We start from the raw sequence: 26,018 nt of genomic DNA, 5'->3' as shown, positions 1-26,018 counted from the left end.
GGACGGTGATCATCCTCGCGGCGACGCCCATCGGCAATCTCGGCGACGCGTCGCGTCGGCTCGTGGAAGCGCTCGAGGCGGCGACCGTGATCGCCGCCGAAGACACCCGCACCACCATCCGTCTGCTCAGCGCGCTCGGCATCGAGAACCGCCCGAAGCTCGTCGCCCTCCACGACCACAACGAGAAGGAGCGCGCGGGCGACCTCGCCGAACGCGCCCGCACCGAAGACGTGCTGGTGCTCAGCGATGCCGGTATGCCGACGGTCAGCGACCCCGGCTACGGTCTCGTCGCCGCCGCGGCGGCCGCGGGCGTGCGGGTGACGGTCATCCCCGGTCCGAGCGCCGTGCTCACCGCGCTCGCCGTGTCGGGGCTGCCGACCGACCGCTTCGCCTTCGAGGGGTTCCCGCCGCGGAAGTCGGGCGAGCGTCGCGCCGCTTTCGCGGCGCTGTCGAGCGAGGCCCGCACCCTCGTCTTCTTCGAAGCGCCGTCGCGTCTCGCGGCGACGCTGCACGACATGGCCGCGGGCTTCGGCGCCGACCGCCGGGCGGCGGTCTGCCGCGAGCTGACGAAGTTGCACGAGGAAGTCGTGCGCGGTCCGCTCTCCGACCTCGCCGAGTGGGCCGAGACCGGGGCGCGTGGCGAGATCGTCGTGGTCGTCGCCGGTGCCGAGCCGCGAGCCGTGGCCTTCCCCGACGCCGTCACCCAGGTGCTCGAGATGGTGCGCACGGGCACCCGCCTCAAAGAAGCCGCCGGTGAGGTGTCGACCCTCACCGGCCACTCCTCCCGCGAGCTCTATCAGGCCGCGCTCGCCGTCAAGCGCTGACGCCGTCGCGCACGCCGGCGTCGGAGGATCGCACCGGCGTCGGAGGATCTGCGCGCATTCGTCCGACGCCGGCGTGCGCGACCCTCCGACCCGGGGCGTCGTGCGTCACAGCGACCGGGGCGCCGCATCCGCCCCCGTAGAATCTCCGGGTGAGCAACGGCCGGTCTTTCTATGTCACGACGCCGATCTTCTATCCGAGCGACGTGCCCCACATCGGCCACGGGTACACCACCGTGGCCGTCGATGCGCTCGCGCGCTGGCACCGCCAGTCGGGCGACGACACCTGGATGCTGACCGGAACCGACGAGCACGGTCAGAAGATGATGCGTGCGGCCGCGGCGAACGGGTCGACACCGCAGGAGTGGGTCGACAAGCTCGTGGGCGAGTCGTGGTTCCCGCTGCTGAAGACCCTCGACGTCGCGAACGACGACTTCATCCGAACGAGCCAGCCGCGCCACGAGGAGCGCGTCGCTCAGTTCGTGCAGGCGCTCTACGACCGCGGCTACATCTACGCCGGGGAGTTCGAGGCGCTGTACTGCGTCGGCTGCGAGGAGTTCAAGACCGAGGCCGAGATCGTCGACGGCACCGGGGCGTTCGAGGGGCTCAAGGTCTGCGCGATCCACTCGAAGCCGCTCGAACTGCTGCAGGAGAAGAACTACTTCTTCAAGCTCAGCGAGTTCCAAGACCGCCTCCTCGACCTCTACCGCACGGTGCCCGACTTCGTGCGGCCCGAGTCGGCGCGCAACGAAGTCGTCTCGTTCGTGAAGAACGGGCTGAAAGACCTGTCGATCTCGCGCTCCACCTTCGACTGGGGCATCGGGGTGCCGTGGGACTCCTCCCACGTCATCTACGTGTGGGTCGACGCGCTGCTGAACTACGCCACCGCCGTCGGCTACGGCTCCGACCCCGAGCAGTTCGCCCGTCGCTGGCCGGCGTACCACGTGGTCGGCAAAGACATCCTGCGCTTCCACGCGGTGATCTGGCCCGCGATGCTCATGGCGGCCGGTGTCGAGGTGCCGCGCGGCGTCTTCGCGCACGGCTGGCTGCTCGTCGGCGGCGAGAAGATGTCGAAGTCGAAGCTCACCGGCATCGCGCCGACCGAGATCACCGACGTCTTCGGCTCCGACGCCTACCGGTTCTACTTCCTCTCGGCGATCGCGTTCGGACAGGACGGCTCGTTCTCGTGGGAGGACCTCTCGGCCCGCTATCAGGCGGAGCTCGCCAACGGCTTCGGCAACCTCGCCTCGCGCACGATCGCGATGATCGAGCGGTACTACGAGGGGATCGTGCCGGTCGCCGGCCCCTACACCGACGCCGACCTGGCGATCCAGAAGACGGTGGCGGATGCGGCGACCACCGCCGACGCCGCGATCGAGCGGTTCCGGATCGACGAGGCGATCGAGGCGATCTGGACCATCGTCACCGAGCTCAACGGCTACATCACGATCAACGAGCCGTGGGCGCTCGCCAAGGACGAGACGCAGCGCGAGCGGCTGGGAACGGTGCTGTACACCGCGGCCGAGGGGCTGCGGGCTCTCGCCGTGCTGCTCTCGCCGGTGATGCCTGAGTCGACCGAGAAGCTCTGGATCGCCCTGGGGGCCGCCGAGACGATCGGCCGCCTGCACGACCAGCCTCTTCGCGAGGCCGGTGCGTGGGGTGTGCTGCGCTCCGGTTCGTCGGTCAACGGGCTCGCGCCGCTGTTCCCGCGCGTCGAGCAGGAGAAATGACCCCGGCGCCCGCGCCCGGATCGGAGCCGGTCGAGCGGCCGCGCGGCACGCTCGATCAGGCCGATCCGAGCGCGTACGTGCGCGAGCGGTCGGTCGACGGACGCCGTGACGTGAGCTACCCGCCCGCACCCGAGCCGCTCACGGTCGGGGTGTACGACAATCACACGCACCTCGAGATCGCCGACGGCCCTTCGGCAGGCTCAGGGACCGAGGGGCTCTCGCTCGACGAGCAGCTCGCCCGTGCCGTCGAGGTCGGGGTGCTCGGGGTGGTGCAGGCCGGCGGCGACATCGACTCGTCGCGCTGGTCGGCGTGGGCCGCCGCATCCCACCCCCGCGTGCTCGCCGCCGTCGCCATTCACCCGAACGAGGCGCCGGCGTACGAGGAGGCGGGAGAGCTGGATGCGGCGATCTCGGCCATCGACGCCCTCGCGGCGGAGCCTCGGGTGCGGGCCATCGGCGAGACGGGGCTCGACTTCTTCCGCACGGAGGAGACCGGGTTCGCCGCGCAGCACCGCTCGTTCGAGGCGCACATCGCGCTGGCGAAGAAGCACGGCATCGCGATGCAGATCCACGACCGCGACGCGCACGACGCCGTCCTCGACACGCTCGCGCGGGTCGGAGCGCCGGACAAGACGGTGTTCCACTGCTTCTCGGGCGACGAGACCATGGCGCGGATCGCCGCCGACCGCGGCTACTACCTCTCGTTCGCGGGCAACGTGACGTTCAAGAACGCGCAGAATCTCCGTGATGCGCTGCGAGTGATCCCGCGCGAGCGCATCCTGGTCGAGACCGACGCGCCGTTCCTCACGCCCGTGCCCTACCGCGGACGCCCGAACGCGCCCTACCTCGTGCCCGTGACGATGCGCTTCATCGCCGACGAACTCGGGGCCGACCTCGACGAGCTCTGCGCGCAGGTCGCCGCGAACACCCTCGAGGTCTACGGCTCTTTCGACTGACGCGGCCAGGCGCGACTCCGCTCTCCGGACGCTTCGACAGGCTCAGCGACCGGGCTGTTCCCTGACCGACCAGTCCGGGCGGGTGCCTCGGCGACCAGTCCGGTCCCTGAGCTTGTCGAAGGGTCCGGGCCGGGAACGCGAAAGGGGCGCCGCCGAAGCGACGCCCCTTTCAGTATGGCTCAGACCGCGTCGGGGCTGGGCGCGTCGATCGCGGCCCGCTGGGGTCCGCCCGACTTCAGCATGGCGAGGCGTGCCTCGACCTCGGTGAGCTCGCCGACGTCTTCGAGCTGGTTGAACTGCGCGTCGATGCTGGATGCTGCGAGCTCCTGCTTGCCCGCGGCGAGTGCCTCTTCGCGGCGGATCTTGTCTTCGAACCGTCCGAGCTCGCTCGTCGGGTCGAGCACGTCGACCGACTTCACGGCGTCGTGCACGCGGTTCTGGGCCTCGGCGACCTTCGAGCGGGCCAGCAGCTCGCTGCGCTTGGAGCGCAGCTGCTCGAGCTTGCCCTTCATGCCGTTGAGGCCGTCCTTGAGCTTGTCGACGACCTCGGTCTGCGACGCGATGGTCGGAGCCGCCGACTTCGCCTCGTTCTCGGCCGAGATCTGACGCTGCAGGGCGATCTTGGCGAGGTTGTCGAACTTGTCGGCCTCGGCCGGGTTCGTGGGGCGCACCTCGTCGGCGCGCTTCGACGCGGCCAGGGCCTTGTTGCCCCACTCGGCCGCGGCCTGGACGTCTTCCTGGTGGTCGCGCTCGAGGAGGCGGAGGTTGCCGATGGTCTCGGCGATCGCCGACTCGGCATCGTGGATCGAGTTCGTGTAGTCGCGCACGAGCTGGTCGAGCATCTTCTGCGGGTCTTCTGCCTGATCGATCAGCGAGTTGACGTTCGCGCGGATGAGGGTGGAGATGCGACCGAAGATGGACTGCTTGGCCATCGGGGTTCCTTCCTGTTGACGTCTGTTCCGAGTGTGTCGGTGGATGCTACGAGTTGCCTGTGACGCGCCGGTGCGGGGAGGGCGCCATCAGAAGCGCCCGCCGCCGCGTCGCGAGCGCGAACCGCCGCCGCCGAAGCTGCCGGACCGGCGCCCGCCGCCACCGAAGCCGCTGCGACCGCTCGAGCGCGATCCGCCGCCGCCGAACGAGCCGAAGCCGCCTCCATAGCTGCGCGGCGACCGTCCGCCGCCCGAGATCGCGCTGCTGACGATGCCGCCGAGCAGGGCTCCCATGAAGCTCGACCCGGCGCCGCCTCCGCCGCCGCCGCCGAACATGTCATTCGACGAGGAGAAGCCGCCGACGTCGGTGCGGGCGTACTGCACGGCCTGTCCGGCGAGGCTGTTCGCGCGCTGCGCTTCGCCGAGCGCCTGCTCCGGGTCGACGCCCTGCAGCTGCTGCGCGCGGGTGAGAGCCGCGCCCGCCTCGGCCAGACGCGTGCGCGCCTCGGATCCGACGGCGCCGCGACGGGCCGCGATGAAGTTCTCGGCCGCCGAGACCTGGGCCTGCGCCTGGGCGAGCTCGGAACCGAGCTGCTGCGCCACGCGCTGCGACCGGGCCGCAGCATCCCTCACCGACTGCACGAGTTCGTCGATGCGCTGGTCGGTCGCCTGCAGGGTCTGAAGCGTGTGCAGCGGTCGGCGCCGGGTGCCGGCCAGCTCCGCCCGCGCGGCGTCGAGATCGCCGCGGGTGACGTCGATCACGGCGGCGACACGTCCGTCGGGGTCGGGCAGCGTCATCGCCGTACGGACGTCTTGTTCGATGCCCTCGATGACCGCTGCGGCCTGTCGGTCTCCGGCGGCGAGGTCGGTGGCGAGCGTGTCGATCGCGGTCTCGAGCACGACGGCCTGACCGACGGCCTCCTCGGCCGCGCGGATGCCGACGGCCGCCTCACCCGTCTCGCCGGCGTCGAGCGCGGTCTGCGCGTCGGTCAGCTGCTCGTCGGCGAACGCGATGCGCGCGCGGGCCTGGTCGACGTTGTCGTCGACGGTCTCGAGCGCCTCCGGTGCGTACGAGCCCTGCAGCGCCGACAGCGCGGCTGCGGCCTCGTCGATCGCCGAGGCCGCGGCGGTGCGCGCATCGCGCGCCCGAACGAGGGCGGCGGGGGCGTCGGCTTCGAGTTTCCGCAGCTCGTCGAACGCGTCGACCTTCTCGTCGAGACCCTGGTTCGCCTCGGCGCAGAGCTGGATGATCTGCGTGTTCCACGCCCGCACCTGCTCCTCGGTGTCGGGCACGTCGTCGTCGAGCTGCTGCTGCAGGGTGAACGCCTGGCCCAGCTTGTCGCGCGCGGACTGCAGGGCCGCGGCGAACTCGGTGGTGGCGGCCTCGCCGAACTGCGCGGCGGCGAAGCCGAGCTCCTGCTCGCTGGTGCGGATGGCGTCGTCGGTGTCGATGAGGGCGGATGCTGCCTGCCGCCGCAGCTCCTCGGTCGGAACGGCTGGAGGACCCGGCGCGACGCCGGGGGCCGTGGTGGTGTTCTTCCGGCGGGAGCGGATCACGATCACCAGGATGACGATCCCGACGGCGACGACGGCGAGAACCAGGAGGACGGTCCAGATCACGTCCGAGATCGAGGGGAGGAGCGGGTTGGGAACCATCGTGCCGCCGGACCCCGCCTGGTCAGCTTCCTCGAGCCCCTCGGCCGTCGCGTCGACGGCCCCGGCCCAGTCGTCGGTCGCCAGCACGGGGAAGATGCGATCTTGTTCGATCGCGCCGAGCTGGTCGAACGAGATCGGCCCGGCCGAGTCTCCCGACAGGTAGACCTGGCGCGCGTCGACCGCGACGGCCAACAGGTACTGCGTCGGCCCGAGGCCGTTCTGCTCGGCCGTTTCCGTAGCCCACCCCCTTGCGTCGGAGGGGTTCGTGAACTCGTCGACGAAGACCACCCAGAGATCGAGTCCCGTGCTCGTGCGGAGCTGCTCGATCCGCGCCTGGGCGTCGAACTCCTGCTGCGGGCTGAGCGCGTCGACCTGGTCGTAGACGCGGGTCGACCCGAGCTCCACGGGCTCCGTCGCGGAGGCGGCGACGGCGGGGCCGCCGACCACGAGAGCCAGCGCGAGAGCGGCGGCGGCCGAGAGGCGCGCACGGAGGCGCACTCGTGGGAGGAGCGTCCGGACAGCCACGGGTCGAGTCTATGCACCGGCGGGCATGCACGATAGCGCTCGGCGTGCCCCGCCGCAGGCGCGGGGGAGCCGGTCTAGGCTCGGCCGGTCGGGAGGAGCAGCCATGGACGATCGGTACGGCGCAGACGTGCTCGCGAAGGGATGGCGCGACGCCGGCCGCAAGGTCGCCGCGCAGGTCGAAGCATCCCGTGACCTCGTCGTGGAGGTGGCGGCCGACGGGTACGTGGGCGCCGTCGTGGGCATCGCCTCCAGCACGGTCGAACTCGAAGACCGCCACGGGCGCCGTCGCCTGTTCCCGCTGGGTTCGGGCTTTCTCGTCGACGGCGAGCCCGTTGTGCTGGTGGTTCCGAAGGCCGCGCCCACCGGAACCCGCCGCACCGCCTCGGGTTCGTTCGCCCCCGCCTCCGAGCGCGCTCGCGTTGCGCGGGCGAGTCGCATCCTCGTCGAGGGGCGTCACGACGCCGAGCTGGTCGAGAAGGTGTGGGGCGCCGACCTCCGCGCCGAAGGCGTCGTCGTCGAATACCTCCAGGGCGTGGATCTGCTCGACGACCTGCTCGACGCCGAGCCGCCGTCCGCAGAGCGGCGCTACGGGGTGCTCGTGGATCACCTCGTGAAGGGGTCGAAGGAGTCGCGCATCGCCGAGGCCGTCGCCCGAGGCACGCACGGTGCGCACGTGCGCATCGTCGGCCACCCGTTCGTCGACGTCTGGCAGTGCGTCACGCCGCAGACGATGGGCATCGAGCGGTGGCCCGAGATCCCCCGCAGCGTCGAGTGGAAGGTCGGCATCTGCCGCGCCTTCGGCTGGCCCGCCGAAGACCAGGCCGACATCGCTCGCGCGTGGCAGCGCATCCTCGGCCGGGTCACCACGTTCCGCAATCTCGAGCCCGCCCTCCTCGGCCGCGTCGAGGAGCTCATCGACTTCGTCACCGTCGGCCCGTAGCATCTGCGCCTCACCCCCGTCCGTGCCCCGCGCTCTCCATCTCTCCTGTCGCAAAGGGCGGGTTCCGCGCACCAATCGCGACAGCGGAGCGCGTCGATGAGACCTCCCCTGTCGCGGATGGTGGGTTCCACGCGCCAGTCGTGACGGGGGAGCAAGAGACTGGATGGTTCGCAAGGGCCGCCCGGCGCGCTCGCGTAGCCTGGGGGAATGCCCGAGCCCACTCCCGAGCCCACGTTCCGAGAGCGCCCGGTGTCGTTCGTCCGCCGCAGCGGCCGGATGTCCGACGGGCAGGAACGCGCGTGGGCCGCGTACTCCGACTTCTATCTGATCGATGTGCCGCGCGATGACGCGGTCACCAGCGTCCTCGCCGGATCGGCGGTCGAACCCGCCGTCGTGTGGGGCCGCGAGGCTCCCCTGATCGTCGAGATCGGCTCCGGTCAGGGCCACGCGATCATCCACGCCAGTTCGACCCGGCCTGACGTCGACTTCCTCGCCGTCGAGGTCTTCCGGGCAGGCCTCGCCCGCACCATGCTCGACGCCGCGCGCGAGGGAGTCGAGAACCTCCGCCTGGTGGAGGCGAACGCCCCCGAGGTTCTCGAGCACCTGCTCCCGGCGGCATCGATCGACGAACTGTGGATCTTCTTCCCCGACCCGTGGCACAAGTCCAAGCACAACAAGCGGCGCCTCATCGACGAGGAGTTCGCCGGGATCGCCGCGGGCGCCGTGAAGGACGGGGGGATGCTGCGCCTCGCCACCGACTGGGAGCACTACGCCCGCCAGATGCGTACCGTCCTCGACGCCTCGCCCGACTTCGAGCGCGCATTCGAGGGGGAGTGGGCCGAGAGGTTCGACGGCCGCATCCTCACCGCGTTCGAACAGAAGGGTGCACGGGTGGGCCGCAGCATCCGCGATCTCGCTTACCGACGCACCGGAGCCACCGAGCGATGAAGACCCCCGCCGCCGTCGCACCGACCACCGCCACCTGGACGTGGTCGCTCGCGCCCGCACTCCTGGTCTGCCTCGCCGCTCCCGCGTTCTTCGTCGTGCAGATCGCCTGGCTCGGCTGGATGCTGCTGGCCGCGGCGCTCATCGGAGCCTGGGTCGTCGACCGCCACCACGGCGTCGCCATCATGCCGTCGCGCCAGAGCGGGGTGGGCAAGGCCGCCCCGAGCCTGTTCCGCGACCTGTCGCTCATCGCGATCGGGCAGCTGATCGTCTCGGCCATCCCGTTGCACGCCGAGCTCGACAATCCCGCCTTCCTGCGCTTCACCCTCGCCCTCGGCGGTGCGGTGGTGGTGCCCTACGTCATCTCGCGCTTCGTATATCGCGACTACGCCATCCGCTTCCCGTGGCGCGGCGGCGGACGGTGGTCGCGGGTGCAGTGGATCTGGCTCGTGGGCGTGCTCGCGCTCGGCTGGCTGATCCTGCCGTTCTACTTCATCACCTCCGGCGTCTACCAGAACTGGCCCGTCGTGAACACGCCCGACCTCATCGCCCGGTTGTTCGTCGGGGTGGGCGCGGTCGGCATCTGGGACGAGCTCTTCTTCATCTGCACGGTGTTCGTGCTGCTTCGTCGGCACGCCGTGACCTGGCAGGCGAACGTGCTGCAGACCATCGTGTTCGTGGCCTTCCTCTGGGAGCTGGGCTACCAGGCGTGGGGCCCGGCATTGACGATCCCGTTCGCCCTGATCCAGGGCGTCGTGTTCCTCCGCACCCGGTCGCTCGCTTACGTCGTGACGGTGCATCTGCTGTTCGACGCGGTCGTCTTCTCGGTGCTCGTTCACGCCCACAACCCGGGCGCTCTCCCGATTTTCCTCGTCTGAGCGGGCAGTTTTTAGCCGCTGATCTGATAAATACTGGATCCTCACAGGGGCCGCGCGGTAGGCTTCGAGAGCCGTAATGTCGCGGGGCTTCCTGTCGTCACGGACGCCCTCGCGCGCACGGACCGCCGCAGTCTCCCTTTGCGAAAGGCCCCCGCGTGAGTGCACCCTCCACCGATGTGATCGAGACCATCGTCGAACCGGTACGGGTCGACGGCTCGAGAGTGCGTCGGTCGCGAGTGCACCGGATGCTGCGGCTCGCCGCCGCCGACCTGTTCCGCTCTCCTCGGGGTGCGGTCCCCGTCATCGAGCGCGGCATGTTCCGCCAGGTCTTCCTGCTGTGGGCGGTCGCGCGCGCGACGAGCCTCGGTCTGCTGTGGGGGGCCTACGAGCTCGCCCGGTCGCTCGGTCTCAGCCACGGCCCCGACGGCCAGCGCATCGGGACGTTCCTCGACTTCATCACCGAGTGGGATGCCGACCGTTACGGTCAGATCTCGCTCGAGGGCTATCCGGTCTCCCTCCCCATGAACGTGCAGGGCGACATCCTGCCGAACAACTGGGCGTTCCTCCCGGTCTTCCCGACGCTCGAGCGCATCTTCTCGCCGCTCGCGGGAGGGTCGTGGCAGCTCGCCGGCGTGGGCATCAGCATCCTGGCGACCCTCGGGGCCACCTGGGTGCTGTTCCTCCTGCTGCGCCGCACCACCACGCCGAAGGCCGCCTGGTGGGCCGTCGTCTTCTTCTCGTTCGCGCCGCTGTCGTTCGTGTACGTGCTGGGCTACGCCGAGTCGCTCCTCATGCTCCTGCTGTTCAGCGCCCTCCTGCTGATCCATCAGCGCCGGTATCTGGCTGTCGCACCCATCGGTGTCATCGCCGCGTTCACCCGCCCCGGCGCGCTCGCGATCGCGCTGGCGCTCGGCATCCTCTTCCTCGTGCGGTTCTTCCGTCGACGTGTCGACCCGTTCCCCCGCATCCAGGTGATCGGCATCCTCGTCTCCGGTGCGCTCTCGGCGGCGGCCGGTCTCATGTGGCCGGTCATCGCGCAGGCGGTCACCGGAACGCGCAACGCCTACATCCGCACCGAGACGGGCTGGTGGCTGCAGTCGGTCGGCAACGACGAGTTCATCCCGCTGACCCCCTGGTTCCGCCAGGCTGCCACGCACCTCGGCGTGATTGGGCCCATCCTGGTGATCGCGCTCATGGTCGGTTTCGCGATGCTGCTGTGGTCGCGCTCGGTGCGGCGCCTGGGCATCGTCATCGTCTCGTTCGCGTTCAGCTACGGTCTCTACCTGTTCGCGGTGTTCCTGCCGCAGCAGAGCACGTTCCGACTCATGGTGCCGCTGTCGCCGCTGCTCGGAGACGAGCGTCTGTCGAAGACGAAGAAGCGGCGCACCGCGATCATCGCGGGATGCATCGCTCTGCAGACGCTCTGCGTCTGGGTGCTCTGGACCGTCAACCACCCGTAGGGGTCAGAGCCAGCGCTTGCGGCGGAACACGATGTAGAGCGTGAGCGACGTCGCCGCCATGAGCGCGAGGGCCAGCGGATAGCCGAACTGCCAACTCAGCTCGGGCATCGATTCGAAGTTCATGCCGTAGATCCCGGCGACGAGGGTGGGTCCGAACAGGATCGCCGCCCACCCGGAGATCTTCTTCACCTGCTCACCCTGTTCGAGCGAGGTCTCGGTGAGGCGCTGGGTGACGAGGGTCGCATTGACGGTGAGGGCGTTCTCGAGCGTGGCCCGGAACCCCGAGAGCTTCTGGCAGACGACCAGCACGTGGTCGAGCACGTCTCGCAGAGACCGCTGCAGTTCGAGGTCGACGCGGTACTTCTCCGCGCCCCGCTGAAGGGACTCGAGCATGACGGCGAGCGGCTCCGAGGCGCGCTGGAACGCGATCACCTCGCGCGACAGATCGTAGATGCGTCGCGACAGGTTCGGTTCACCGGCGCCGAAGAGGGCGTCTTCGATCTCGTCGATGTCGTTCTGCACGCCGGCCGCGACCGGCGAGTACTCGTCGACGACCTCGTCGAGGATCGCGTACAGCACCGCCTCCGGGCCGAGCGAGAGGAGCTCGGGCTGCTGCTCCAGTCTCCGCCGCACGCGTGCGAGGTCGGGTGAGTCGGCATGGCGGATGGTGACCACGAAGTCGCGGCCGACGAAGACGTGCAACTCGCCGAACTCGACCGTCTCCGTCGCATCGATGTAGCGCGCCGGTCGCAGCACCGCGAACAGGATGTCGCCGTACCGTTCGAGTTTGGCGCGCTGATGACCGGTCAGGGCGTCTTCGACGGCCAGGGGATGCAGGGAGAACTCCGCGGCGACCTTCTCGATCTCCTCGGGGGTCGGACGGAAAAGCCCGATCCACGCCATGCCGCCCTTGTCTCGCATGTACGCGAATGTCTGCTCGAGGCTCTCGGGGTTCTCGATGCGCTGACCGCTGACGTACACGGCGTTGTCGATGATGGGCACCGCACAAGTCTCGCCCAGTCCGGACGAGGCGGAGAACGTGCCTGCGCAATCCTCACGCGAGGGGCCTGAACCGGCGACCCGCGCGTCCGGCGCAGCATCCGTTCCCGACGTAGGACATGGCGCAAACGCAGGCCGCCGTGGCGCGAATCGTCCTACGCCGGCGCCATCTCCTACGTCCGCACCGCCGTAGCCGACGGCCCGTCGACGGGCAACGGCACCTCCCGGTCAGCGCTGTGGGCCACAGTAGGGGGATGAAGCGCGAGCAGACCGAAGATCCGAGCGACAGCGCTCCTGGCGTCGAAGGGGAGCTGGCAGAGGATCGCTACGTCGGTGGTCGCGACCTCACGCATTGGCGAACCGGCGCGGGCGCCACCATCGAGCAGGTCGCTCGTCGAGTGGGGGAGCGGATCGGTCCCTACACCGCGCTCGTCATCACCCTCCTCGTGGGTCTTGCCCTAGTGGTGGCGCTGAGTGTGGCCGCGGTCGAGGTCTACGACGCCGTCGCGGACGGCGACGGCGTGGCCGGGGTCGACGAGCCGATGCTGCTGTTCATGATGACGTTGAGGAGCCCGGGACTCGATGTGGCGGTGACGGCCTTCACCGACATCGCCGGCACGATCGGTATGCCCGTCATCGCGGTGCTGGGCATGCTCGTGCTCGGCATCAAGAGAAGGTCGTGGACCCCGGTGGTCATCATCGCCGCGGCCGGGGCGGGTTCGCTGCTCATGACCATCGCCGGCAAGGGGCTGATCCAGCGAGAGCGTCCGCCGCTGGTCGACGCGGTGCCCCCGTTCGAGTACTCGCCCTCGTTCCCCAGCGGCCACACCCTCAACGCGGTCGCCGTCATCGGCGCGATCGCCTACCTGCTCGTGCTGCGGCGCACCTCCCGTGGAGCGCGGATCGCGATCATCACCGCGGCGGTCGCGTTCGACCTCCTCGTCGGCATGAGCCGCGTGTACCTCGGTCATCACTGGTTCACCGACGTGCTCGTCGGATGGATCCTCGGCGCGCTGTGGTTGGCGCTCGTGATCACCGCGCATCGCCTCTATCTGACGATCCGGCGCCAGCGTCACCCCTCCGTCGACGCCGTCCCCGTCGACCACGGCTAGGTCGATCGGTCCGATCGCGCTCCCGCGCCCATATGGTGGGGTGTCGAGCGGCGCATCCGGGCCGCGAGGATCGCGGTGGGGGAAACGTGAGCACAGTCCAGGAAGTGGCGCGGCGAGAAGCGATCGCCCAGTACCGCGTGGTCGGGGTTCCTCCCGAGCCCGATCTCGAGGGTCTCGTGCAGCTCGCAGCGCGCGTGTGTGGAGTGTCCACCGCGGTGATCAACATCCTCGACGACCGCCTGCAGCACCAGATCGCCGCCGTCGGCGTGCAGGCGTCGGTCTGCAGTCGCGACGACTCCATGTGCACGGTGGTGTTCCAACAGCCCGGGCACATCGTGGTCCCGGACGCCCGCGAGGACGAGAGGTTCGCTCGCAATCCCTTCGTCACCGGCGAGATCGCCTCCGTGCGTTTCTACGCCTCGAGCCCGCTCATCACGCCGGACGGAACCGCGATCGGAACGCTGTGCGTCTTCGACGAGCAGCCCGGTGATCTCAGCCCCGAAGACAGCCGCGCGCTCGAGCTCCTCGCACACCAGGTCGTCGACGTGCTCGAGCTGCGCCGCATCACCCGCGAGCTCGGTCAATCGAACGAGCAGCTCGAGAACTTCGCCAGTCAGGTCAGCCACGACCTGCGCAACCCGCTCACCGCGATCGCCGGGTTCATCGAACTGGCCGCCGACAGCCCCGAGCTCGCGAACGCCCCGCAGGCCGCCCGTGCCCTCGCCCGTGCCGAGTCGGCCGCGGCGCGCATGGATTCGATGATCGCCGATCTGCTGGCCTACGCGCGGCTCGGCGGCCTGCAGCCTCGGCGCGACGAGGTCGAGTTCGACGAGGTGGTGCGCGGTGTGCTCGACGACCTCGACTCCGCGCTGACGGAGGCTCGTGCGACCGTGTCGGTCGACGCCGCGGTCGTGGTCATCGGTGACGAGACTCTGCTTCGGGTGCTCGTGCAGAACCTGGTGGCCAACGCGGTGAAGTTCAGCAGCGCCGCCGGTGTCGAGCCGCGTGTCGAGGTGCGCGCCCACGGGCTCACCGGCGGGTGGCGCATCACCGTGGACGACAACGGTCCGGGTGTGCCCGTCGAGCAGCGCGAGCGCGTGTTCGAACTCATGGAACGCGGGACGGCTCAGGAGGTGCCCGGTCTCGGCGTCGGGCTGTCGACGTGCCGCCGGATCGTGGAGGCGCACGGCGGACGCATCGGCATCGACGCGTCGCACGCCGGCGGCGCGAGCATCTGGATCGTGCTGCCCGACAGCGTCGACTGACGCGGGGGAGCGGATGCTGCGGGGTCCGCCGCATCCGTTCGGCAGGCGTACGCCGCCGTCGGCGTCCATCCGTCGTCCACCTCCTGTCTGTGTGCGCGTCACCTCGAGGTGGTGGGTTGGACGTGACCCGATCACGTCTTTCCCGAGGAGACCCATGTCCCGCCTTTCCCGCGGGCTCGCGGCCGCCGCCGTGTGCGCCCTGAGCGCCACCGCGATCGTCTCGTTGCCCGCCGCCGCCATCGCTGCCGAACCCGGGGTCCGCATCTCGGAGGTCGAATCGTCGGGCGGTGTGCCGGGCGATTGGATCGAGTTCCACAACCCCACGGACGCGGCGATCGTGCTCGACGGCTTCGTCGTGAAGGACGACAAGGACGCGAGCTCCTACGTCTTCCCCACGGGGACGACGCTCGCCCCGAATGCGTTCCTCGTGATCGACGAGCTTCTCTCCTCCGGCGAGGGCGACTTCGACTTCGGCCTCGGCGGTGCCGACAAGGTGCGTCTGTTCGACACCACCGGAGCGCTCGTCGACGAGCGTTCGTGGACCGCGCACGGCGCCACCACGTGGGGAGTGCGCGAGGGGGCAAGCCCCGACTGGCAGAGCACGAGCGCTGCGACGAAGGGGGAACCGAACGCGTTCGCGCCGATCGAACCCGAGACGCCGTCGGAACCGGCGGGGCCCGCCGGTGTCGTGCTGAACGAGATCATCTACGACGAGATCTCGGGGTACTCCGACCGGGTGGAGCTCTTCAACGGGGGAGAGAGCGCGGTCGATCTGACCGGCTGGACGATGTCGGACGACAAGCGCGACCGGTTCGGCGCGGTGCCGTCCGGAACGGTGCTCGCGCCGGGCGGGTTCGTCGTGCTCGTGACCGACGTGGACTTCGCTTTCGGCCTCGGCAAGAGCGACGAGGTCGTGCTGTACGACGCGTCGAAGACCGTCGTCGACAGTCACCCCTACACGAACACGGCTCCGCTCGCGGTCTTCGCACGCTGCCCCGACGGGTCGGGAGCCTGGGCCGCCGCGACGAAGGCGACACCGGGCGGGGCGAACGTCTGCGATCCGCTGACCGTGCCCGGCAGCGTCGTCATCAACGAGGTCGACTCTCAGCCGGCGGACTGGGTGGAGCTCTACAACCCGGGCACCGAGCCCTTCGACATCTCGGGCTTCGAGATCCGAGACAACTCCGACGATCACCGCTGGCAGTTCCGGCCCGGCACCTCCATCGCTGCCGGAGAGCACCTCGTCGTCGACGAAGCGAGCATCGGCCTCGTCGCGGGTGTCGAGACGCGATTCAGCGACCCGATCGGGATCGGGAAGGCCGACCGCATCCGTCTGTTCGACACCGCGGGCGCACTGGTCGACGACACGCTGCCCTGGACCGACCACGCCGCCATCGACGGTGACGTCGCCGCGGCCACCTACGCACGCTGCCCCGACGGCGTCGGACCGTTCCGCCTCGCAGAAGCGACGCCCGGTGCGACGAACTCGTGCGTCATGCCCGATGTGAAGATCAACGAGATCGAATCGAATGGCGACGCCACCGACTGGGTGGAGGTCGTCAACACCGGCGCCACAACGGTCGATCTCTCGGGCTTCACGGTGATGGACAACGACCCCGCCGGTCATGCCGCCGAGACCACGCCGCTGCCGAACGGCACCGTGATCGAACCCGGCGCATTCTTCGTGTTCGACCAGCCGACGAACTTCTCGTTCGGACTCGGCAACGGAGATACCGTGACCGTTCGCGATGCGACCGGCAACACCGTCGACGAGCATGTCTACGGCGCGCACGCGGACGGCGTGTGGGCACGATGCGCCGACGGCGTCGGTGCCTTCGGCGATGTCGCGGTCTCGACCAAGGGCCTGCGCAACGCGTGCGGCAACCCCGTCCGCATCAACGAGGTGGAATCCGACGGCGGATCGCCCGACGACTGGGTGGAGCTGGTGAACCCCACGGGCGCGTCGCTCGACGTGTCGGGGATCATCGTGAAAGACGACGACGACACGCACGGATTCGCCATCCCCGCGGGAACGATGATCGCCCCGCGCGGCTACCTCGTCATCGAGCGGGCCGACCTCGGCTTCGGCCTGGGCGGCGACGACGTCGTGCGACTGTTCGAAGGCGACGCGCTGATCGACGAGACGTCGTGGGGCGCCGATCACGCCGCCACCACCTGGGGCCGCTGCGCCGACACGACCGGCACCTTCACGGTGACCGCCGAGTCGACGAAGGGCGCAGCCAACGTGTGCGCCGGCGAGGTGCCGGTGGGCGTCTGGCCCGGCTCGCCCGACGTCTCGGCGCTCGACGCCACGGCGACGTTCCTCGCCGACAGCTCCGGACTCGACACGCAGGTCACCGCAGGGGGCACCTCCCTGTGGGCGATCGACAACGGCACGGGAACGTTCTGGAAACTCGACGTCGCCGCAGACGGCAGCACGTCGTTCGCCGACGGCTGGAAGGACGGCAAGCGCGCGCGCTTCCAGAAGGACGCCACGAACCCGTCGGCAGCAGGCCCCGACACCGAGGGCATCACGGTCGCGAACGACGGCTACGTGTACGTCGCCTCCGAGCGCGACAACAGCGCGAAGGGCGTCAACCAGAACGTCGTGCTCAAGCTCGACCCCGTCGCTCCCGGTCGAGACGTGGTGGCCACCCAGGAGTGGGACCTCACCGCTCTGCTCCCGGCGGTCGGTGCGAACCTCGGGATCGAAGCGGTCGAATGGGTCGCCGACACCGATCTGGCGGGCGCTCTCTACGACGACCGCACGAACGCCCCGTACGACCCGGCCCTCTACGCCGGTCACGGCGACGGCCTGTTCTTCGTCGCGGTCGAAGACACCGGCGACGTGTACGCCTTCGCGCTCGCCGCGAACGGCGTCGCCACGCTCGTCTCGACCATCGATCCGGGTATCGCCGGCGTCATGGCGCTCGACTACGACACCGCGCTGGGCGTGATGTGGGCGGTCTGCGACGACGGGTGCGAAGGTGCGTCGGCGCAGATCACGCTGAACGGCACGGCCGAGCCGGGTCTCGCCCGATTCGCCCGACCGGCGAGCATGCCGAACCTCAACAACGAGGGCTTCGCGACGCTTCCGACTCCGCTGTCCGCGGGCCAGGATCGGCCGGCGTGGTGGTTCGCCGACGGCGTGACGTCGGGTGCGCTGCACCTCGGCAGCCTGCCCGCGGTCGCACCGACCGAGCCGACCGAACCGACCCCGAGCCCCTCGGTCACGCCGAGCCCCGCGGTCTCGCAGAGTCCTTCCGCGTCGCCGGCCGCGGTCGCGGCGCACACTCTCCCGGCAACCGGCGGCACGGCGCCGGCGACCGCGGCGGCGGCGGGTCTTCTGCTGCTCCTGCTGGGTGGGGCGATCGTGCTCCTGCGGCGCCGGGCACGGATCGGCTAGTCGCCATCGCGCGAACGGATGCTGCGGCGTGGGCCGACAGCATCCGTTCGCGTTCTTCGGCGTAGCCTTCCCGCGGGCGCCGATCCTCCCGCGTGGAGGGCGATCGCTTAGGCCATCACCGCTGTCGTCCGACGCTCGACCGGCTGGTGCTCGAGGTCGTTGAGGTCGAAGACGAGCCCCCCGGTCGAGGCCGCCTGCATCGCCAATCCGCGGAGCAGGTCGGGATCGAGCAGCTCGGGTTCGGCGCTGGCGAACACGAAACGCAACGCGATCGACGGCTGGATCCACACCGTGGTGCGGCCGTCGACAGCGTCGTGCGGGTGCCGCCACGTCAACGTGAAGCTCTCGCCCCGGCGCAGCTTCGCCGCGATGACGATCTTCACGTGCGCGAGCAGCCGGTCGGGCAGTTCGATCGGAGTCGCCCCGCCGCCGTAGAACAGGTGTGCCATGTCGCGATGCCGTCCTTCTGTCGTGGGAGACAGGCGCGTCTGGGAGAAGGCCCCCCGCCTTGCACTTCTATCCGTAGCGGAGGCCGAATCGGATGGGCCCGGGGTGGTCCTTCGCCGAATCGGGCCGCGCAGCTGCGATGATCGCAGGACATCTCCCAGAAGGAGTACCCATGCGCATCGCCGTCCCGCTCGAGATCAAGAACAACGAGCGCCGTGTCGCTCTCACCCCCGCGGGCGCCGATGCGCTCATCCATCGCGGTCACCGGGTGATCGTGCAGGAGGGCGCGGGAGAGGGGAGCGGCTTCACCGATGCGCAGTACGAAGCCGTAGGCGCTGATGTCGTGGGCACGGCCGAGGAGACGTGGGGTCTCGCCGAGCTCGTGGTCAAGGTCAAAGAACCGATCGCGAGCGAGTACGGGAATTTCCGGCCCGATCTCACGCTGTTCACCTACCTGCACCTCGCTGCCGATCGCCCGCTGACCGACGCGCTCGTCGACAGCGGCATCACCGCGGTGGCTTACGAGACGGTGCAGGCCCCCGACCGTTCGCTCCCTCTCCTCGCGCCCATGAGCGAGGTCGCGGGCCGGCTGTCGATCGTCGTGGGTGCCAACGCGCTCCTCGCCGCCCACGGTGGCCGGGGCGTCATGCTCGGCGGCATCCCGGGCACGCCGAAGGGCAAGGTCGTCGTCATCGGGGGTGGGGTCGCGGGCGAGCACGCCGCGGCCAACGCGCTCGGACTCGGCGCCGACGTGACGGTCGTCGACCTCTCCGTGCCCCGCCTGCGCGCGCTCGAGGCGCGCTTCGGAGGCGCCGTGCAGACACGGGCCTCGACCCGCTACGAGATCGGCCAGCAGGTCGCGGACGCCGACCTCGTCATCGGATCGGTGCTCGTGCCGGGCGCGGCGGCGCCGAAGCTCGTCACCGACGAGATGGTCGCGTCGATGAAGCCGGGTTCGGTGCTCGTCGACATCGCTATCGACCAGGGCGGATGCTTCGAAGGTTCCCGTCCGACGACCCACGACGCCCCGACGTTCCGCGTGCACGAATCGCTCTACTACTGCGTCGCGAACATGCCGGGCGCCGTGCCGTTCACCGCGACGCGGGCGCTCGGCAACGCGACCCTGCCCTACATCACGGCGATCGCCGACGCGGGGTGGGACGCCGCATCCGCCGCCGATCCCGCTCTCGCCGCCGGGCTCAACGTCCGTGTGGGCGAGGTGCGCAACGCGGGAGTGCGCGCCGCCTTCGGCCTCTGAGCGCAGCGAACGCTCAGTCGCGGAGGATGGCGGCGATCGCCGCGATTGCGCGCACCGTCTCGGCGTGCGTCGTGCTCAGGGGCGACAGGCCGATCCGGATGCCCTGGGGCCCGCGGAAGTCGGGGATCACCCCGTCGAGCCACAGCTGCTCGGTCACCGCGCGGAAGGACGGGTGGCCGAGCAGCACGTGCGATCCGCGGCGTGCGGCGTCGCGGTGGGTGAGCAGCTCGACACCTCGCTCCGCCAGAACCTCGTCGTAGGCGCGGATCGCGAGGGTCGTCAGCGAACGGCTCTTCTCCCGCACGGCGTCGACGCCGGCGCGGTCGAGCAGGTCGAGCATGCCCTGCATCGGCAGCATCCCCACGATCGGGGGCGTACCGCTCAAGAGTCGGCGCATGCCGGCCGCCGGACGGTAAGCGGGGCCCATGGCGAAGACGTCGGCCGCACCCATCCAGCCCTGGATCGGCTGCTCGATGCGGTGCTGCAGCTCTGCGCGCACGTAAGCGAACGCGGGCGCGCCGGGGCCACCGTTGAGGTACTTGTACGAGCAGCCCACCGCCAGATCGACGCCCCATTCGTCGAGTCGCATCGGCACGACTCCCGCGCTGTGGCAGACGTCCCACAGCATCATGGCGTCGGTATCGCGAACGAGGGCGGTGATCGCGGCCATGTCGGCGAGCGCGCCCGAACGGTAGTCGACGTGGCTCAGAACGACGAGCGCCGTACGGTCGGTGAGCGCGGCGGCGACGTCGGCGGGCATGACTCCGACGATCGGGTCGGGATCGAGCCAGTCGACGCTGAGGCCCTGGGCGGTGGCGAGAGCGTCGACGATGAAGCGGTCGGTGGGGAAGTTTCCTCGCTCGATGAGGATGCGACCGCCCGCCGGCACTCCGCGGAGTGCGGCGGCGACGAGCTTGTAGAGCAGCACGGTGGTCGAGTCGGCGACGACGGTCTGCCCGGCGGCTGCCCCGAGCGCGACGCGTCCGATACGGTCGCCCACGTCGAACGGACGCTGCATCCACCCCTCGTCCCACGAGCGGATGAGGCCCGTGCCCCATTCGCCGGCCACGAAACGCGAGATGCGCTCGGCCGTGCCGCGCACCGGGCGTCCGAGCGAGTTGCCGTCGAGGTAGGCGGCGACGCCGGCCGCGGGCTCGAACTCGTCGACGAACGCGGCGAGCGGATCTGCGGCGTCGAGCTCGTCGGCCGCGGCGAGGAGGGCGGCGGTCGTGTCGGTGGCGGAGGTCATGCGCTCGATGCTACGCACGCGCGGGTCACGGCTGGAGGCGCTCTGCGCGCCAGCCGTGGCCGATCGCGACATACCGCAGCCGCCGATGCATGCGATCCCGGCTCCCGTGCCAGAACTCGACCGTGGCGGGCACGACGCGGTACGCGACCCAGTCGGACGGTCGCGGCACGTCGTCGCCGAAGCGGTCGAGCATGCCGTCGGCCTCCTCGATCAGTGCGGCGAGCGTCGACGCGTCGGCGAACGGCACCGATTGCTGCGCCACCGCGGTCGCCGCGCGCGATTTCGGCGAGCGGTCGGCGAACAGCGCGTCGGACTCCGCATCCGTCAGCGTCTCGATCCGGCCTTCGAACCGCAGCTGCTGCATCGTCTCGCGCCAGTACACCTGGAGCGCCGCATGCGGGTTCTCGCCGAGCTGCCGCCCCTTCGGGCTGCGGGTCGAGGAGCCGAAGACGAGACCGCGCTCGTCGATCCGCTTCACGTCGACCGTGCGCGCCGAGACGACCCCGTCGGCGGAGGCCGTCGCCAACGTCATCGACAGCGGCTCGCTCACTCCGCGCTCCCGGGCGTCGGCGAGCCAGCGCTGGGCGAGGGGGAGGGGCGCCGCGGGAGGAGCGTCGAACTCCGGCAGCTCGAGGGTCTCGTCGCCGGAGAGAGAGGGGCGATCGGCGTTCGTCATGACGCGACAGTACTCCTGCGGGGAGCGACCCCTCGCGGTTCGGTGCGCAGCATCCCCACCCCGTAGGCTCGAGCGCTATGGCTACCGGCGCGACCATCCACACCTTCGACGTGCAGTTGGCCGACGTCGACCGCGGCGTCTACGACGAGCTCGCCCTCCGTGTCGCGCGGCATCCGTCCGAGACCGACGCCTACATGGTCACCCGTGTGCTGGCCTACTGCCTGGAGTTCGAGGAGGGCATCGCCTTCAGCGAGGGGCTGTCGTCGACGGAGGAGCCGGCCGTCGTCGTGCGCGACCTGACCGGCGCGCTGCAGGCGTGGATCGAGGTGGGGGCGCCGGATGCTGCGCGCCTGCACCACGGGAGCAAACTCGCCGAGCGCGTCGCCGTCTACACCCACCGCGATCCCGCGAAGGTCGCAGCCCCCTGGGCGGGGAAGAAGATCCACCGTGCCGACGCGCTGCGCCTGGTCAGTTTCGACCCCGGGTTCATCGACCGAGCCGTGACCGCCCTCAGTCGGCGCAACACCATGACCGTCTCGGTCACCGAACGTCAGCTCTACCTCGAGCTCAACGGCGAGACCTTCGACACCGCGATCCACGAGCGCGGCATCGAGTGACGGTCAGCGGCGCTTCGGCTTGTCTTCGGCGGAGCGTGGCGGCATCTCGCTGACGTCGAGCCGGTCTTGACCGGCGCGCGACGACCACTCGTGCGCGACTCCCTCGGCGGCGCGCAGCGAGGCGCGCACCGCGCGGTTGTCGGCCCATGAGTTGAGCAAGTGGCCGGCGTGACCGCGCACGTGCTCCAGCACGGCGGGGGGCAGGCCCGCCGCCTTCCGGGCGTCACGCGCCTCGATGAGCAGTTCGAGCAGTTCGCGGTTCTTCGTGGGAGCGCCGGTGGAGGTCTTCCAGCCGCGGCGGCGGTGACCGTCCATCCACGACTCGTAGGTGTCGATCGCATACTTCGAATCGGCCTGGATGCGCAGATGCGCAACGTCGGCGTGGTGCTGGAGCGCTCGCAGCAGCCCGAGCAGCTCGCCGATGTTGTTCGTGCCCTTCACAACCGAGCCCGCGGCCCACTCGCCGTCTTCGCCGACCCACGCCCAGCCGGCAGGTCCCGGGTTGCCCTTGCACGCCCCGTCTGTCGCGACGGTGTATTCGGACTCGGAAGCGGGGGAGACGGGCATTCCAGAAATCCTGTCACATCGAGCCGCCCGTGGAGTCGACCGGACGAGGCCTCTGCGACGCGTTCGTCAAGCCGGTTCAGTCGGGGCCGGAGGGATGCGACGGTGGGATCACGCCAGACGAAAGGACCCACCATGGCCGACGACGTGCAGCCGCAGAACGACGAGACGCCCGACACCGAGGAGCTCGAGGAGCCGAGCACCGAGAAGGCGCCGGGAGAAGAGCCCAAGGGCGGTACGACTCAGCCCGAGGCCGACCACGAGGCGGTCGGTATCGGTGTGGTCGGGGGCCCGCAGGTCGACGAAGACGCCGGCGAGTGACACGAGCGATCCCCCGTATGCGCGTCAGTTTCTGAGGACTCCGCTGGAATCTCCTCAGAAGCTGCGCGGGGGAGCACGCCGACCGCTTCGGCGCGTCGCATCCGCTCGTGCGAAAGAATGCACTCATGACCTCGCCCTCGCTCGACGCCCTGCTCGACCGCATCTCAGAGAGCGGACTGCTCGACGAACCCGTCGCCGATAACGGCATCGTGCGCGGTCGCGCCAGCCTCGATGCCGCGGGCTCGGAGGTGACGGTCAACGTCGACCCCGAGCTCGAGGAGGAAGACGAGGGCGACGGCGACTCCCCGGATCTCGACGCGCTGGTCGACGGGGTCACCCGCACCCTCGCGATGAGCGAGACCCAGTGGCGCGCGGTCATCGATGCCGTCGCCGACGAGATCGGCGAGGCCGTCGCCGATGACGCGGTCGCCGAGCAGATCGATCTGCGCGACGACCTCGAGGCCACCTCGGTCGTCGTCTTCGCCGATGCGGTGCTGCTGCGTTTCACGGCGCGGCGTCAGTTCCCCGATTCGCGCATCCTGGTGCAGCTCGACAGCGAGCTGGAGGTCGAGACCGTCGAGGTCGAGGAGGACGCCGCCGATTTCGACGACCTCTCCGGCACCGACGAGTAGCTCGCATCGCAGATCGCACAGGTGCGGGCGAGCGGGCACCGGTGGGGTCTCGTCAGAGGTTCGCGAGGAACGCCGTGCCGAAGACGAGAGCGGCGGCGGCGAGCATCAGTACTCCGGCTGTTGCGATGATGCCCAGGATCACGATGTTGCCCGTGATGGCGAGCATCCCCGCGCACCAGCGCGGCATCTCGCGGGCGTGGGCGGATCGCTTGTGCAGTAGCGGGTTCGGAGCGGTGAGGGCCATGTCTTCGACGCTACGGAGGCGTGCTTCGCGGGGCATCGGCCCGGAGGATCAGCGACGTACGCCGCAAGGATGATCTTCGGCGGGGATGGCCGCCGATTGCTCGCGCGTCGCGGATAGCATCCACGTCGGAGCGCGATGAGGGAAGGAAACGCCGATGACGATCGAGCCGGGCATCTACGAGCACTTCAGGGGCCGTCGCTACGAGGTGGTGGGCGTTGGAGCGCATAGCGAGACCGAGGAGCCGTTCGTCTTCTACCGGGCGCTCTACGGCGACTACGGCTTCTGGGTGCGACCCGCTGTGATGTTCGCCGAGACGGTCGAGCGCGACGGGTACGTCGGGCCGCGGTTCTTCCGCGTCGCCTGAGTCGTCGGGGCGCGACCGAGAACGGTGCCCACGTCTTCGCGCACCGGCGCGTGAGGCTCCGCGCGCAAGGGTCTGTTTGTCGTCACGACCTGGGGAAACGGTTCGGGTCGATGTCGGAGGCCACTGCGATAATCGAACATATGAACGACACGATCGATGCTCTCGGCGACCTCGGGTCGCGGCTGCACGAGGTCGTGTCGGGCACCCTCGAGGCCTCGGCCATGCGGGGGTGGTCCGATGACGAGGTGATGGCGGTGATGGATGCTGCCGCGTCGCTGTCGCGCCGGGCGGAGGCGTTGATCGCCGAGGCCACCGGTGAGGTGCAGGCCAGATCGGATTCCCCGGTCGCGGCGGAGCGGATGACGACGAGGTTCGGGTGTCGGAACGTTCGCGAGTTCGTGCAGCGTGTCACGCGAGTCTCGGGGCGGACGGCCGGCGATTACGCACGGGCGGGTGTCGCGACCGCTTCCACTCTTTCCGTGCTCACCGGTGAGGTGCTGCCTGCGCGGTACCCGGCCATGCGTGCCGCCCTGGCCGATGGTGCCGTGGGAGTCGACGCGGTCGTCGCTGTGGTGCAGACGCTCGACTCCGCGGCGATCGACTCTCACGAGGCGCGGACCGCAGCCGACGCCGAGTTGGCCGCAGCGGCCCGCGGCGGCGGAGCGGACGGGGGAGGGCTGCCCTCCGCCGACGAGCTCAGGTTGCAGGCGCAGGTGTGGGCTGCCTACCTCGACCCCGACGGTGCCGAGCCCCGCGACGAGGCGGCGCAGCGCAAGCGTGGTCTGACGCTGGGGAGGTGCCGCAACGGGCTCGTGCCGCTGCGAGGCGATCTCCTCCCCGATGCCGCCGCGCAGCTGAAGCGCGCGATCGACGCGATCACGCATCCGCGTGCCGGCCGCGTGCACTTCACCGACGGCGACGAGGGTGGCGAAGATGGGGAGGCGGAGTGCCCGCCCGATCCCCGTACGCACCCGCAGAAGAACCACGACGCGTTGGCGACGATCGTGACGGTCGCTGCCCGGTCCGGTGAGTTGCCCACGATCGGCGGCGCCGCCCCGACGCTCGTCGTGTCGGTGCGGGCCGACGACCTCGCCGCCGGCGAGGGGGTAGGGCATATCGACGGGATCGACGAACCCGTCCCGATGGCCGTGGTGCGCCACGCGGCATGCACCGGCGGCATCTACCGCACCACGCTCGCACGCAACGGCCGCATCGAACGGGTAGAGGTCATCGACCGCGTCTTCAACGCCCACCAACGCCGTGCGATCACCCTCCGAGACGGCGGATGCATCATCCCCGGCTGCGACGTTCCGGCCGCGTGGTGCGAGATCCACCACGTCCGCGAACACGCCCGCGGCGGACCCACCAGCACCGACAACGGAGTACTGCTCTGCTGGCATCACCACCGCACCCTCGACACCAACGGATGGCACATCCGCATGCGCGGTGGCATTCCCGAAGTGCGTGGTCCGAGATGGTGGGATCCCGGGGGCACGTGGCGCCCCGTCACGAAATCTCCGACTCGAATCCGCGACCAGTTCCTCGTGCGGCGCAGCTGAACGACGCCCGCGTGCGCCGACACCCGAAACTTCGCCGGCTGACGTCTCGTCAAACGCGCCTGCGTGCCGCGCGGATCAGGAGACCGATCGCCCCAGCGGCGATGACGACGAGCGCCGCCGCCCACGGCCACACGCTGATCGGCCACCCGGCCAGGGTCTGCGGACCGATCGTGCCGCACACGCTTTTAGCGGGGTCGGAAGAGTCGTTGCAATACCCTCCGGAGATCATCGGAGCCAGCAGGAGAGTCGCGATGATCGCCGCGATCACCGCGCCGACGATGATCACGGCGGCGCGCTCAGCGCGAGGGAGGGGCTCGTCCACGCCTCGATCGTAGGCTCCCAGGGTTGCGCGACGCCCGGGCGTGTCGCTATCGTTGCGAAGCTGTGTCACCGACACGGCGCAAGGCAGGTCGAGAGGAACGACGAGATGAACCCGCAGGGGGATCGTCAGTACGCGCCGGTTCT

General features: G+C 70.0%; 25 protein-coding genes. 16 read left to right on the top strand and 9 right to left on the bottom strand.

All coding sequences use genetic code 11. The annotated features are described in order from the left end of the window. The first annotated feature begins 5 nt into the window (after positions 1–5). The 3 genes from rsmI to DEA06_RS08100 all read left to right on the top strand — a co-directional run bounded on the left by rsmI (position 6) and on the right by DEA06_RS08100 (position 3,507). On the top strand, positions 6–824 hold the full coding sequence (gene rsmI / locus DEA06_RS08110; RefSeq protein ID WP_116647481.1) for a 16S rRNA (cytidine(1402)-2'-O)-methyltransferase: 819 nt from the start codon (positions 6–8) through the stop codon (positions 822–824). Between the two features lie 149 nt (positions 825–973). Beyond that, positions 974–2,551: a methionine--tRNA ligase gene (gene metG / locus DEA06_RS08105; RefSeq protein WP_116647480.1), complete on the top strand. Its 1,578-nt coding sequence runs from the start codon at positions 974–976 to the stop codon at positions 2,549–2,551. Beyond that, positions 2,548–3,507, top strand: a complete 960-nt coding sequence (locus tag DEA06_RS08100) for a TatD family hydrolase (RefSeq protein WP_116647479.1) — start codon at positions 2,548–2,550, stop codon at positions 3,505–3,507. The genes metG and DEA06_RS08100 overlap by 4 nt, the downstream gene beginning before the upstream one ends. Positions 3,508–3,686: 179 nt before the next feature. On the opposite strand, the gene DEA06_RS08095 is transcribed toward DEA06_RS08100, so the two are convergent. Both DEA06_RS08095 and DEA06_RS08090 read right to left on the bottom strand, forming a co-directional pair. Next, complete coding sequence (locus tag DEA06_RS08095) at positions 3,687–4,439, bottom strand: PspA/IM30 family protein (protein WP_116647478.1); 753 nt, start codon at positions 4,437–4,439, stop codon at positions 3,687–3,689. Between the two features lie 87 nt (positions 4,440–4,526). Next, positions 4,527–6,617: a TPM domain-containing protein gene (locus tag DEA06_RS08090; protein WP_240606864.1), complete on the bottom strand. Its 2,091-nt coding sequence runs from the start codon at positions 6,615–6,617 to the stop codon at positions 4,527–4,529. Positions 6,618–6,720: 103 nt separating this feature from the next. Here DEA06_RS08090 and DEA06_RS08085 point away from each other — a divergent pair, with 103 nt between their 5' ends. From DEA06_RS08085 to DEA06_RS08070, 4 genes are all read left to right on the top strand, one after another. After that, the gene (locus DEA06_RS08085) at positions 6,721–7,557 is read left to right on the top strand and encodes a DUF3097 family protein (RefSeq protein WP_116647476.1); all 837 of its coding nucleotides are present in this window, start codon (positions 6,721–6,723) and stop codon (positions 7,555–7,557) included. A 207-nt stretch (positions 7,558–7,764) separates the two neighbouring features. Beyond that, positions 7,765–8,505, top strand: a complete 741-nt coding sequence (trmB, locus tag DEA06_RS08080) for a tRNA (guanosine(46)-N7)-methyltransferase TrmB (RefSeq protein ID WP_116647475.1) — start codon at positions 7,765–7,767, stop codon at positions 8,503–8,505. Continuing rightward, positions 8,502–9,380 carry a CPBP family intramembrane glutamic endopeptidase gene (locus DEA06_RS08075; protein WP_116647474.1) on the top strand — a complete coding sequence of 293 codons (879 nt, stop codon included), beginning with the start codon at positions 8,502–8,504 and terminating at the stop codon, positions 9,378–9,380. The genes trmB and DEA06_RS08075 overlap by 4 nt, the downstream gene beginning before the upstream one ends. A gap of 155 nt (positions 9,381–9,535) precedes the next feature. Continuing rightward, entirely contained in the window at positions 9,536–10,840 is a 1,305-nt protein-coding gene (locus DEA06_RS08070) for a hypothetical protein (RefSeq protein WP_133241719.1), read from the top strand. A gap of 3 nt (positions 10,841–10,843) precedes the next feature. Here the strand turns inward: DEA06_RS08070 and DEA06_RS08065 are convergent, their stop codons facing one another. Further along, positions 10,844–11,842: a magnesium and cobalt transport protein CorA gene (locus DEA06_RS08065; RefSeq protein ID WP_116647472.1), complete on the bottom strand. Its 999-nt coding sequence runs from the start codon at positions 11,840–11,842 to the stop codon at positions 10,844–10,846. A gap of 251 nt (positions 11,843–12,093) precedes the next feature. On the opposite strand from DEA06_RS08065, the gene DEA06_RS08060 reads away from it, so the two are divergent. From DEA06_RS08060 to DEA06_RS08050, 3 genes are all read left to right on the top strand, one after another. Beyond that, positions 12,094–12,951 (top strand): phosphatase PAP2 family protein, encoded by an 858-nt coding sequence (locus DEA06_RS08060; protein ID WP_116647471.1) that lies wholly within the window; start codon positions 12,094–12,096, stop codon positions 12,949–12,951. A gap of 86 nt (positions 12,952–13,037) precedes the next feature. Then, positions 13,038–14,216: an ATP-binding protein gene (locus DEA06_RS08055; RefSeq protein ID WP_240606863.1), complete on the top strand. Its 1,179-nt coding sequence runs from the start codon at positions 13,038–13,040 to the stop codon at positions 14,214–14,216. A gap of 154 nt (positions 14,217–14,370) precedes the next feature. Further along, a complete protein-coding gene (locus tag DEA06_RS08050; RefSeq protein WP_165817955.1) occupies positions 14,371–17,622 on the top strand; it encodes a lamin tail domain-containing protein in 3,252 nt (1,083 codons plus the stop codon). 107 nt (positions 17,623–17,729) lie between these two features. Here DEA06_RS08050 and DEA06_RS08045 read toward each other — a convergent pair whose 3' ends face one another. Beyond that, complete coding sequence (locus DEA06_RS08045) at positions 17,730–18,071, bottom strand: hypothetical protein (RefSeq protein ID WP_116647468.1); 342 nt, start codon at positions 18,069–18,071, stop codon at positions 17,730–17,732. A 170-nt stretch (positions 18,072–18,241) separates the two neighbouring features. Here DEA06_RS08045 and ald point away from each other — a divergent pair, with 170 nt between their 5' ends. Then, positions 18,242–19,327, top strand: a complete 1,086-nt coding sequence (ald, locus tag DEA06_RS08040; RefSeq protein ID WP_116647467.1) for an alanine dehydrogenase — start codon at positions 18,242–18,244, stop codon at positions 19,325–19,327. Positions 19,328–19,340: 13 nt separating this feature from the next. On the opposite strand, the gene DEA06_RS08035 is transcribed toward ald, so the two are convergent. After that, positions 19,341–20,576 carry an aminotransferase class V-fold PLP-dependent enzyme gene (locus DEA06_RS08035; protein ID WP_116647642.1) on the bottom strand — a complete coding sequence of 412 codons (1,236 nt, stop codon included), beginning with the start codon at positions 20,574–20,576 and terminating at the stop codon, positions 19,341–19,343. A gap of 25 nt (positions 20,577–20,601) precedes the next feature. Beyond that, positions 20,602–21,252: a pyridoxal 5'-phosphate synthase gene (locus tag DEA06_RS08030; RefSeq protein WP_116647466.1), complete on the bottom strand. Its 651-nt coding sequence runs from the start codon at positions 21,250–21,252 to the stop codon at positions 20,602–20,604. Between the two features lie 77 nt (positions 21,253–21,329). Here DEA06_RS08030 and DEA06_RS08025 point away from each other — a divergent pair, with 77 nt between their 5' ends. Continuing rightward, positions 21,330–21,869, top strand: a complete 540-nt coding sequence (locus tag DEA06_RS08025) for a YaeQ family protein (RefSeq protein WP_116647465.1) — start codon at positions 21,330–21,332, stop codon at positions 21,867–21,869. Between the two features lie 3 nt (positions 21,870–21,872). Here the strand turns inward: DEA06_RS08025 and DEA06_RS08020 are convergent, their stop codons facing one another. Next, positions 21,873–22,436, bottom strand: a complete 564-nt coding sequence (locus tag DEA06_RS08020) for a ribonuclease H (RefSeq protein ID WP_116647464.1) — start codon at positions 22,434–22,436, stop codon at positions 21,873–21,875. 132 nt (positions 22,437–22,568) lie between these two features. Between DEA06_RS08020 and DEA06_RS08015 the strand changes: the two genes are divergently transcribed. Then, the gene (locus DEA06_RS08015) at positions 22,569–22,754 is read left to right on the top strand and encodes a hypothetical protein (RefSeq protein ID WP_116647463.1); all 186 of its coding nucleotides are present in this window, start codon (positions 22,569–22,571) and stop codon (positions 22,752–22,754) included. A 125-nt stretch (positions 22,755–22,879) separates the two neighbouring features. Continuing rightward, positions 22,880–23,386, top strand: a complete 507-nt coding sequence (locus DEA06_RS08010) for a cytochrome C5 (RefSeq protein WP_116647462.1) — start codon at positions 22,880–22,882, stop codon at positions 23,384–23,386. Positions 23,387–23,438: 52 nt separating this feature from the next. Here DEA06_RS08010 and DEA06_RS08005 read toward each other — a convergent pair whose 3' ends face one another. Continuing rightward, positions 23,439–23,630: a hypothetical protein gene (locus DEA06_RS08005; protein ID WP_116647461.1), complete on the bottom strand. Its 192-nt coding sequence runs from the start codon at positions 23,628–23,630 to the stop codon at positions 23,439–23,441. Positions 23,631–23,784: 154 nt separating this feature from the next. Between DEA06_RS08005 and DEA06_RS08000 the strand changes: the two genes are divergently transcribed. Together DEA06_RS08000 and DEA06_RS07995 are read left to right on the top strand one after the other, a co-directional pair. Next, positions 23,785–23,994 carry a DUF1653 domain-containing protein gene (locus DEA06_RS08000; protein WP_116647460.1) on the top strand — a complete coding sequence of 70 codons (210 nt, stop codon included), beginning with the start codon at positions 23,785–23,787 and terminating at the stop codon, positions 23,992–23,994. Between the two features lie 140 nt (positions 23,995–24,134). Further along, positions 24,135–25,553, top strand: coding sequence for an HNH endonuclease signature motif containing protein (locus DEA06_RS07995; RefSeq protein WP_116647459.1), 1,419 nt, complete (start codon positions 24,135–24,137; stop codon positions 25,551–25,553). A 49-nt stretch (positions 25,554–25,602) separates the two neighbouring features. Here DEA06_RS07995 and DEA06_RS07990 read toward each other — a convergent pair whose 3' ends face one another. Then, the gene (locus DEA06_RS07990) at positions 25,603–25,875 is read right to left on the bottom strand and encodes a hypothetical protein (RefSeq protein WP_116647458.1); all 273 of its coding nucleotides are present in this window, start codon (positions 25,873–25,875) and stop codon (positions 25,603–25,605) included. Positions 25,876–26,018 lie beyond the last annotated feature (143 nt).

The organism is Microbacterium sp. Gd 4-13 (genome assembly GCF_003095395.1).
GTDB lineage: Bacteria > Actinomycetota > Actinomycetes > Actinomycetales > Microbacteriaceae > Microbacterium.
Note: the sequence above shows the minus strand (reverse complement) of the source record. Positions and strands in the feature narration are given on the sequence as shown.

What these genes read in the sequence shown, in the direction of transcription:
- DEA06_RS08030 (WP_116647466.1), bottom strand. Translation starts at nt 21,252, where the DNA reads ATGACGAACGCCGATCGCCCCTCTCTCTCCGGCGACGAGACCCTCGAG.
- DEA06_RS08020 (WP_116647464.1), bottom strand. Translation starts at nt 22,436, where the DNA reads ATGCCCGTCTCCCCCGCTTCCGAGTCCGAATACACCGTCGCGACAGAC.
- DEA06_RS08005 (WP_116647461.1), bottom strand. Translation starts at nt 23,630, where the DNA reads ATGGCCCTCACCGCTCCGAACCCGCTACTGCACAAGCGATCCGCCCAC.
- DEA06_RS08095 (WP_116647478.1), bottom strand. Translation starts at nt 4,439, where the DNA reads ATGGCCAAGCAGTCCATCTTCGGTCGCATCTCCACCCTCATCCGCGCG.
- ald (WP_116647467.1), top strand. Translation starts at nt 18,242, where the DNA reads ATGCGCATCGCCGTCCCGCTCGAGATCAAGAACAACGAGCGCCGTGTC.
- DEA06_RS07995 (WP_116647459.1), top strand. Translation starts at nt 24,135, where the DNA reads ATGAACGACACGATCGATGCTCTCGGCGACCTCGGGTCGCGGCTGCAC.
- DEA06_RS08060 (WP_116647471.1), top strand. Translation starts at nt 12,094, where the DNA reads ATGAAGCGCGAGCAGACCGAAGATCCGAGCGACAGCGCTCCTGGCGTC.
- DEA06_RS08100 (WP_116647479.1), top strand. Translation starts at nt 2,548, where the DNA reads ATGACCCCGGCGCCCGCGCCCGGATCGGAGCCGGTCGAGCGGCCGCGC.
- DEA06_RS08000 (WP_116647460.1), top strand. Translation starts at nt 23,785, where the DNA reads ATGACGATCGAGCCGGGCATCTACGAGCACTTCAGGGGCCGTCGCTAC.
- trmB (WP_116647475.1), top strand. Translation starts at nt 7,765, where the DNA reads ATGCCCGAGCCCACTCCCGAGCCCACGTTCCGAGAGCGCCCGGTGTCG.
- DEA06_RS08035 (WP_116647642.1), bottom strand. Translation starts at nt 20,576, where the DNA reads ATGACCTCCGCCACCGACACGACCGCCGCCCTCCTCGCCGCGGCCGAC.
- DEA06_RS08015 (WP_116647463.1), top strand. Translation starts at nt 22,569, where the DNA reads ATGGCCGACGACGTGCAGCCGCAGAACGACGAGACGCCCGACACCGAG.
- DEA06_RS08010 (WP_116647462.1), top strand. Translation starts at nt 22,880, where the DNA reads ATGACCTCGCCCTCGCTCGACGCCCTGCTCGACCGCATCTCAGAGAGC.
- DEA06_RS08045 (WP_116647468.1), bottom strand. Translation starts at nt 18,071, where the DNA reads ATGGCACACCTGTTCTACGGCGGCGGGGCGACTCCGATCGAACTGCCC.
- DEA06_RS08075 (WP_116647474.1), top strand. Translation starts at nt 8,502, where the DNA reads ATGAAGACCCCCGCCGCCGTCGCACCGACCACCGCCACCTGGACGTGG.
- DEA06_RS08025 (WP_116647465.1), top strand. Translation starts at nt 21,330, where the DNA reads ATGGCTACCGGCGCGACCATCCACACCTTCGACGTGCAGTTGGCCGAC.
- DEA06_RS08050 (WP_165817955.1), top strand. Translation starts at nt 14,371, where the DNA reads ATGTCCCGCCTTTCCCGCGGGCTCGCGGCCGCCGCCGTGTGCGCCCTG.
- DEA06_RS08085 (WP_116647476.1), top strand. Translation starts at nt 6,721, where the DNA reads ATGGACGATCGGTACGGCGCAGACGTGCTCGCGAAGGGATGGCGCGAC.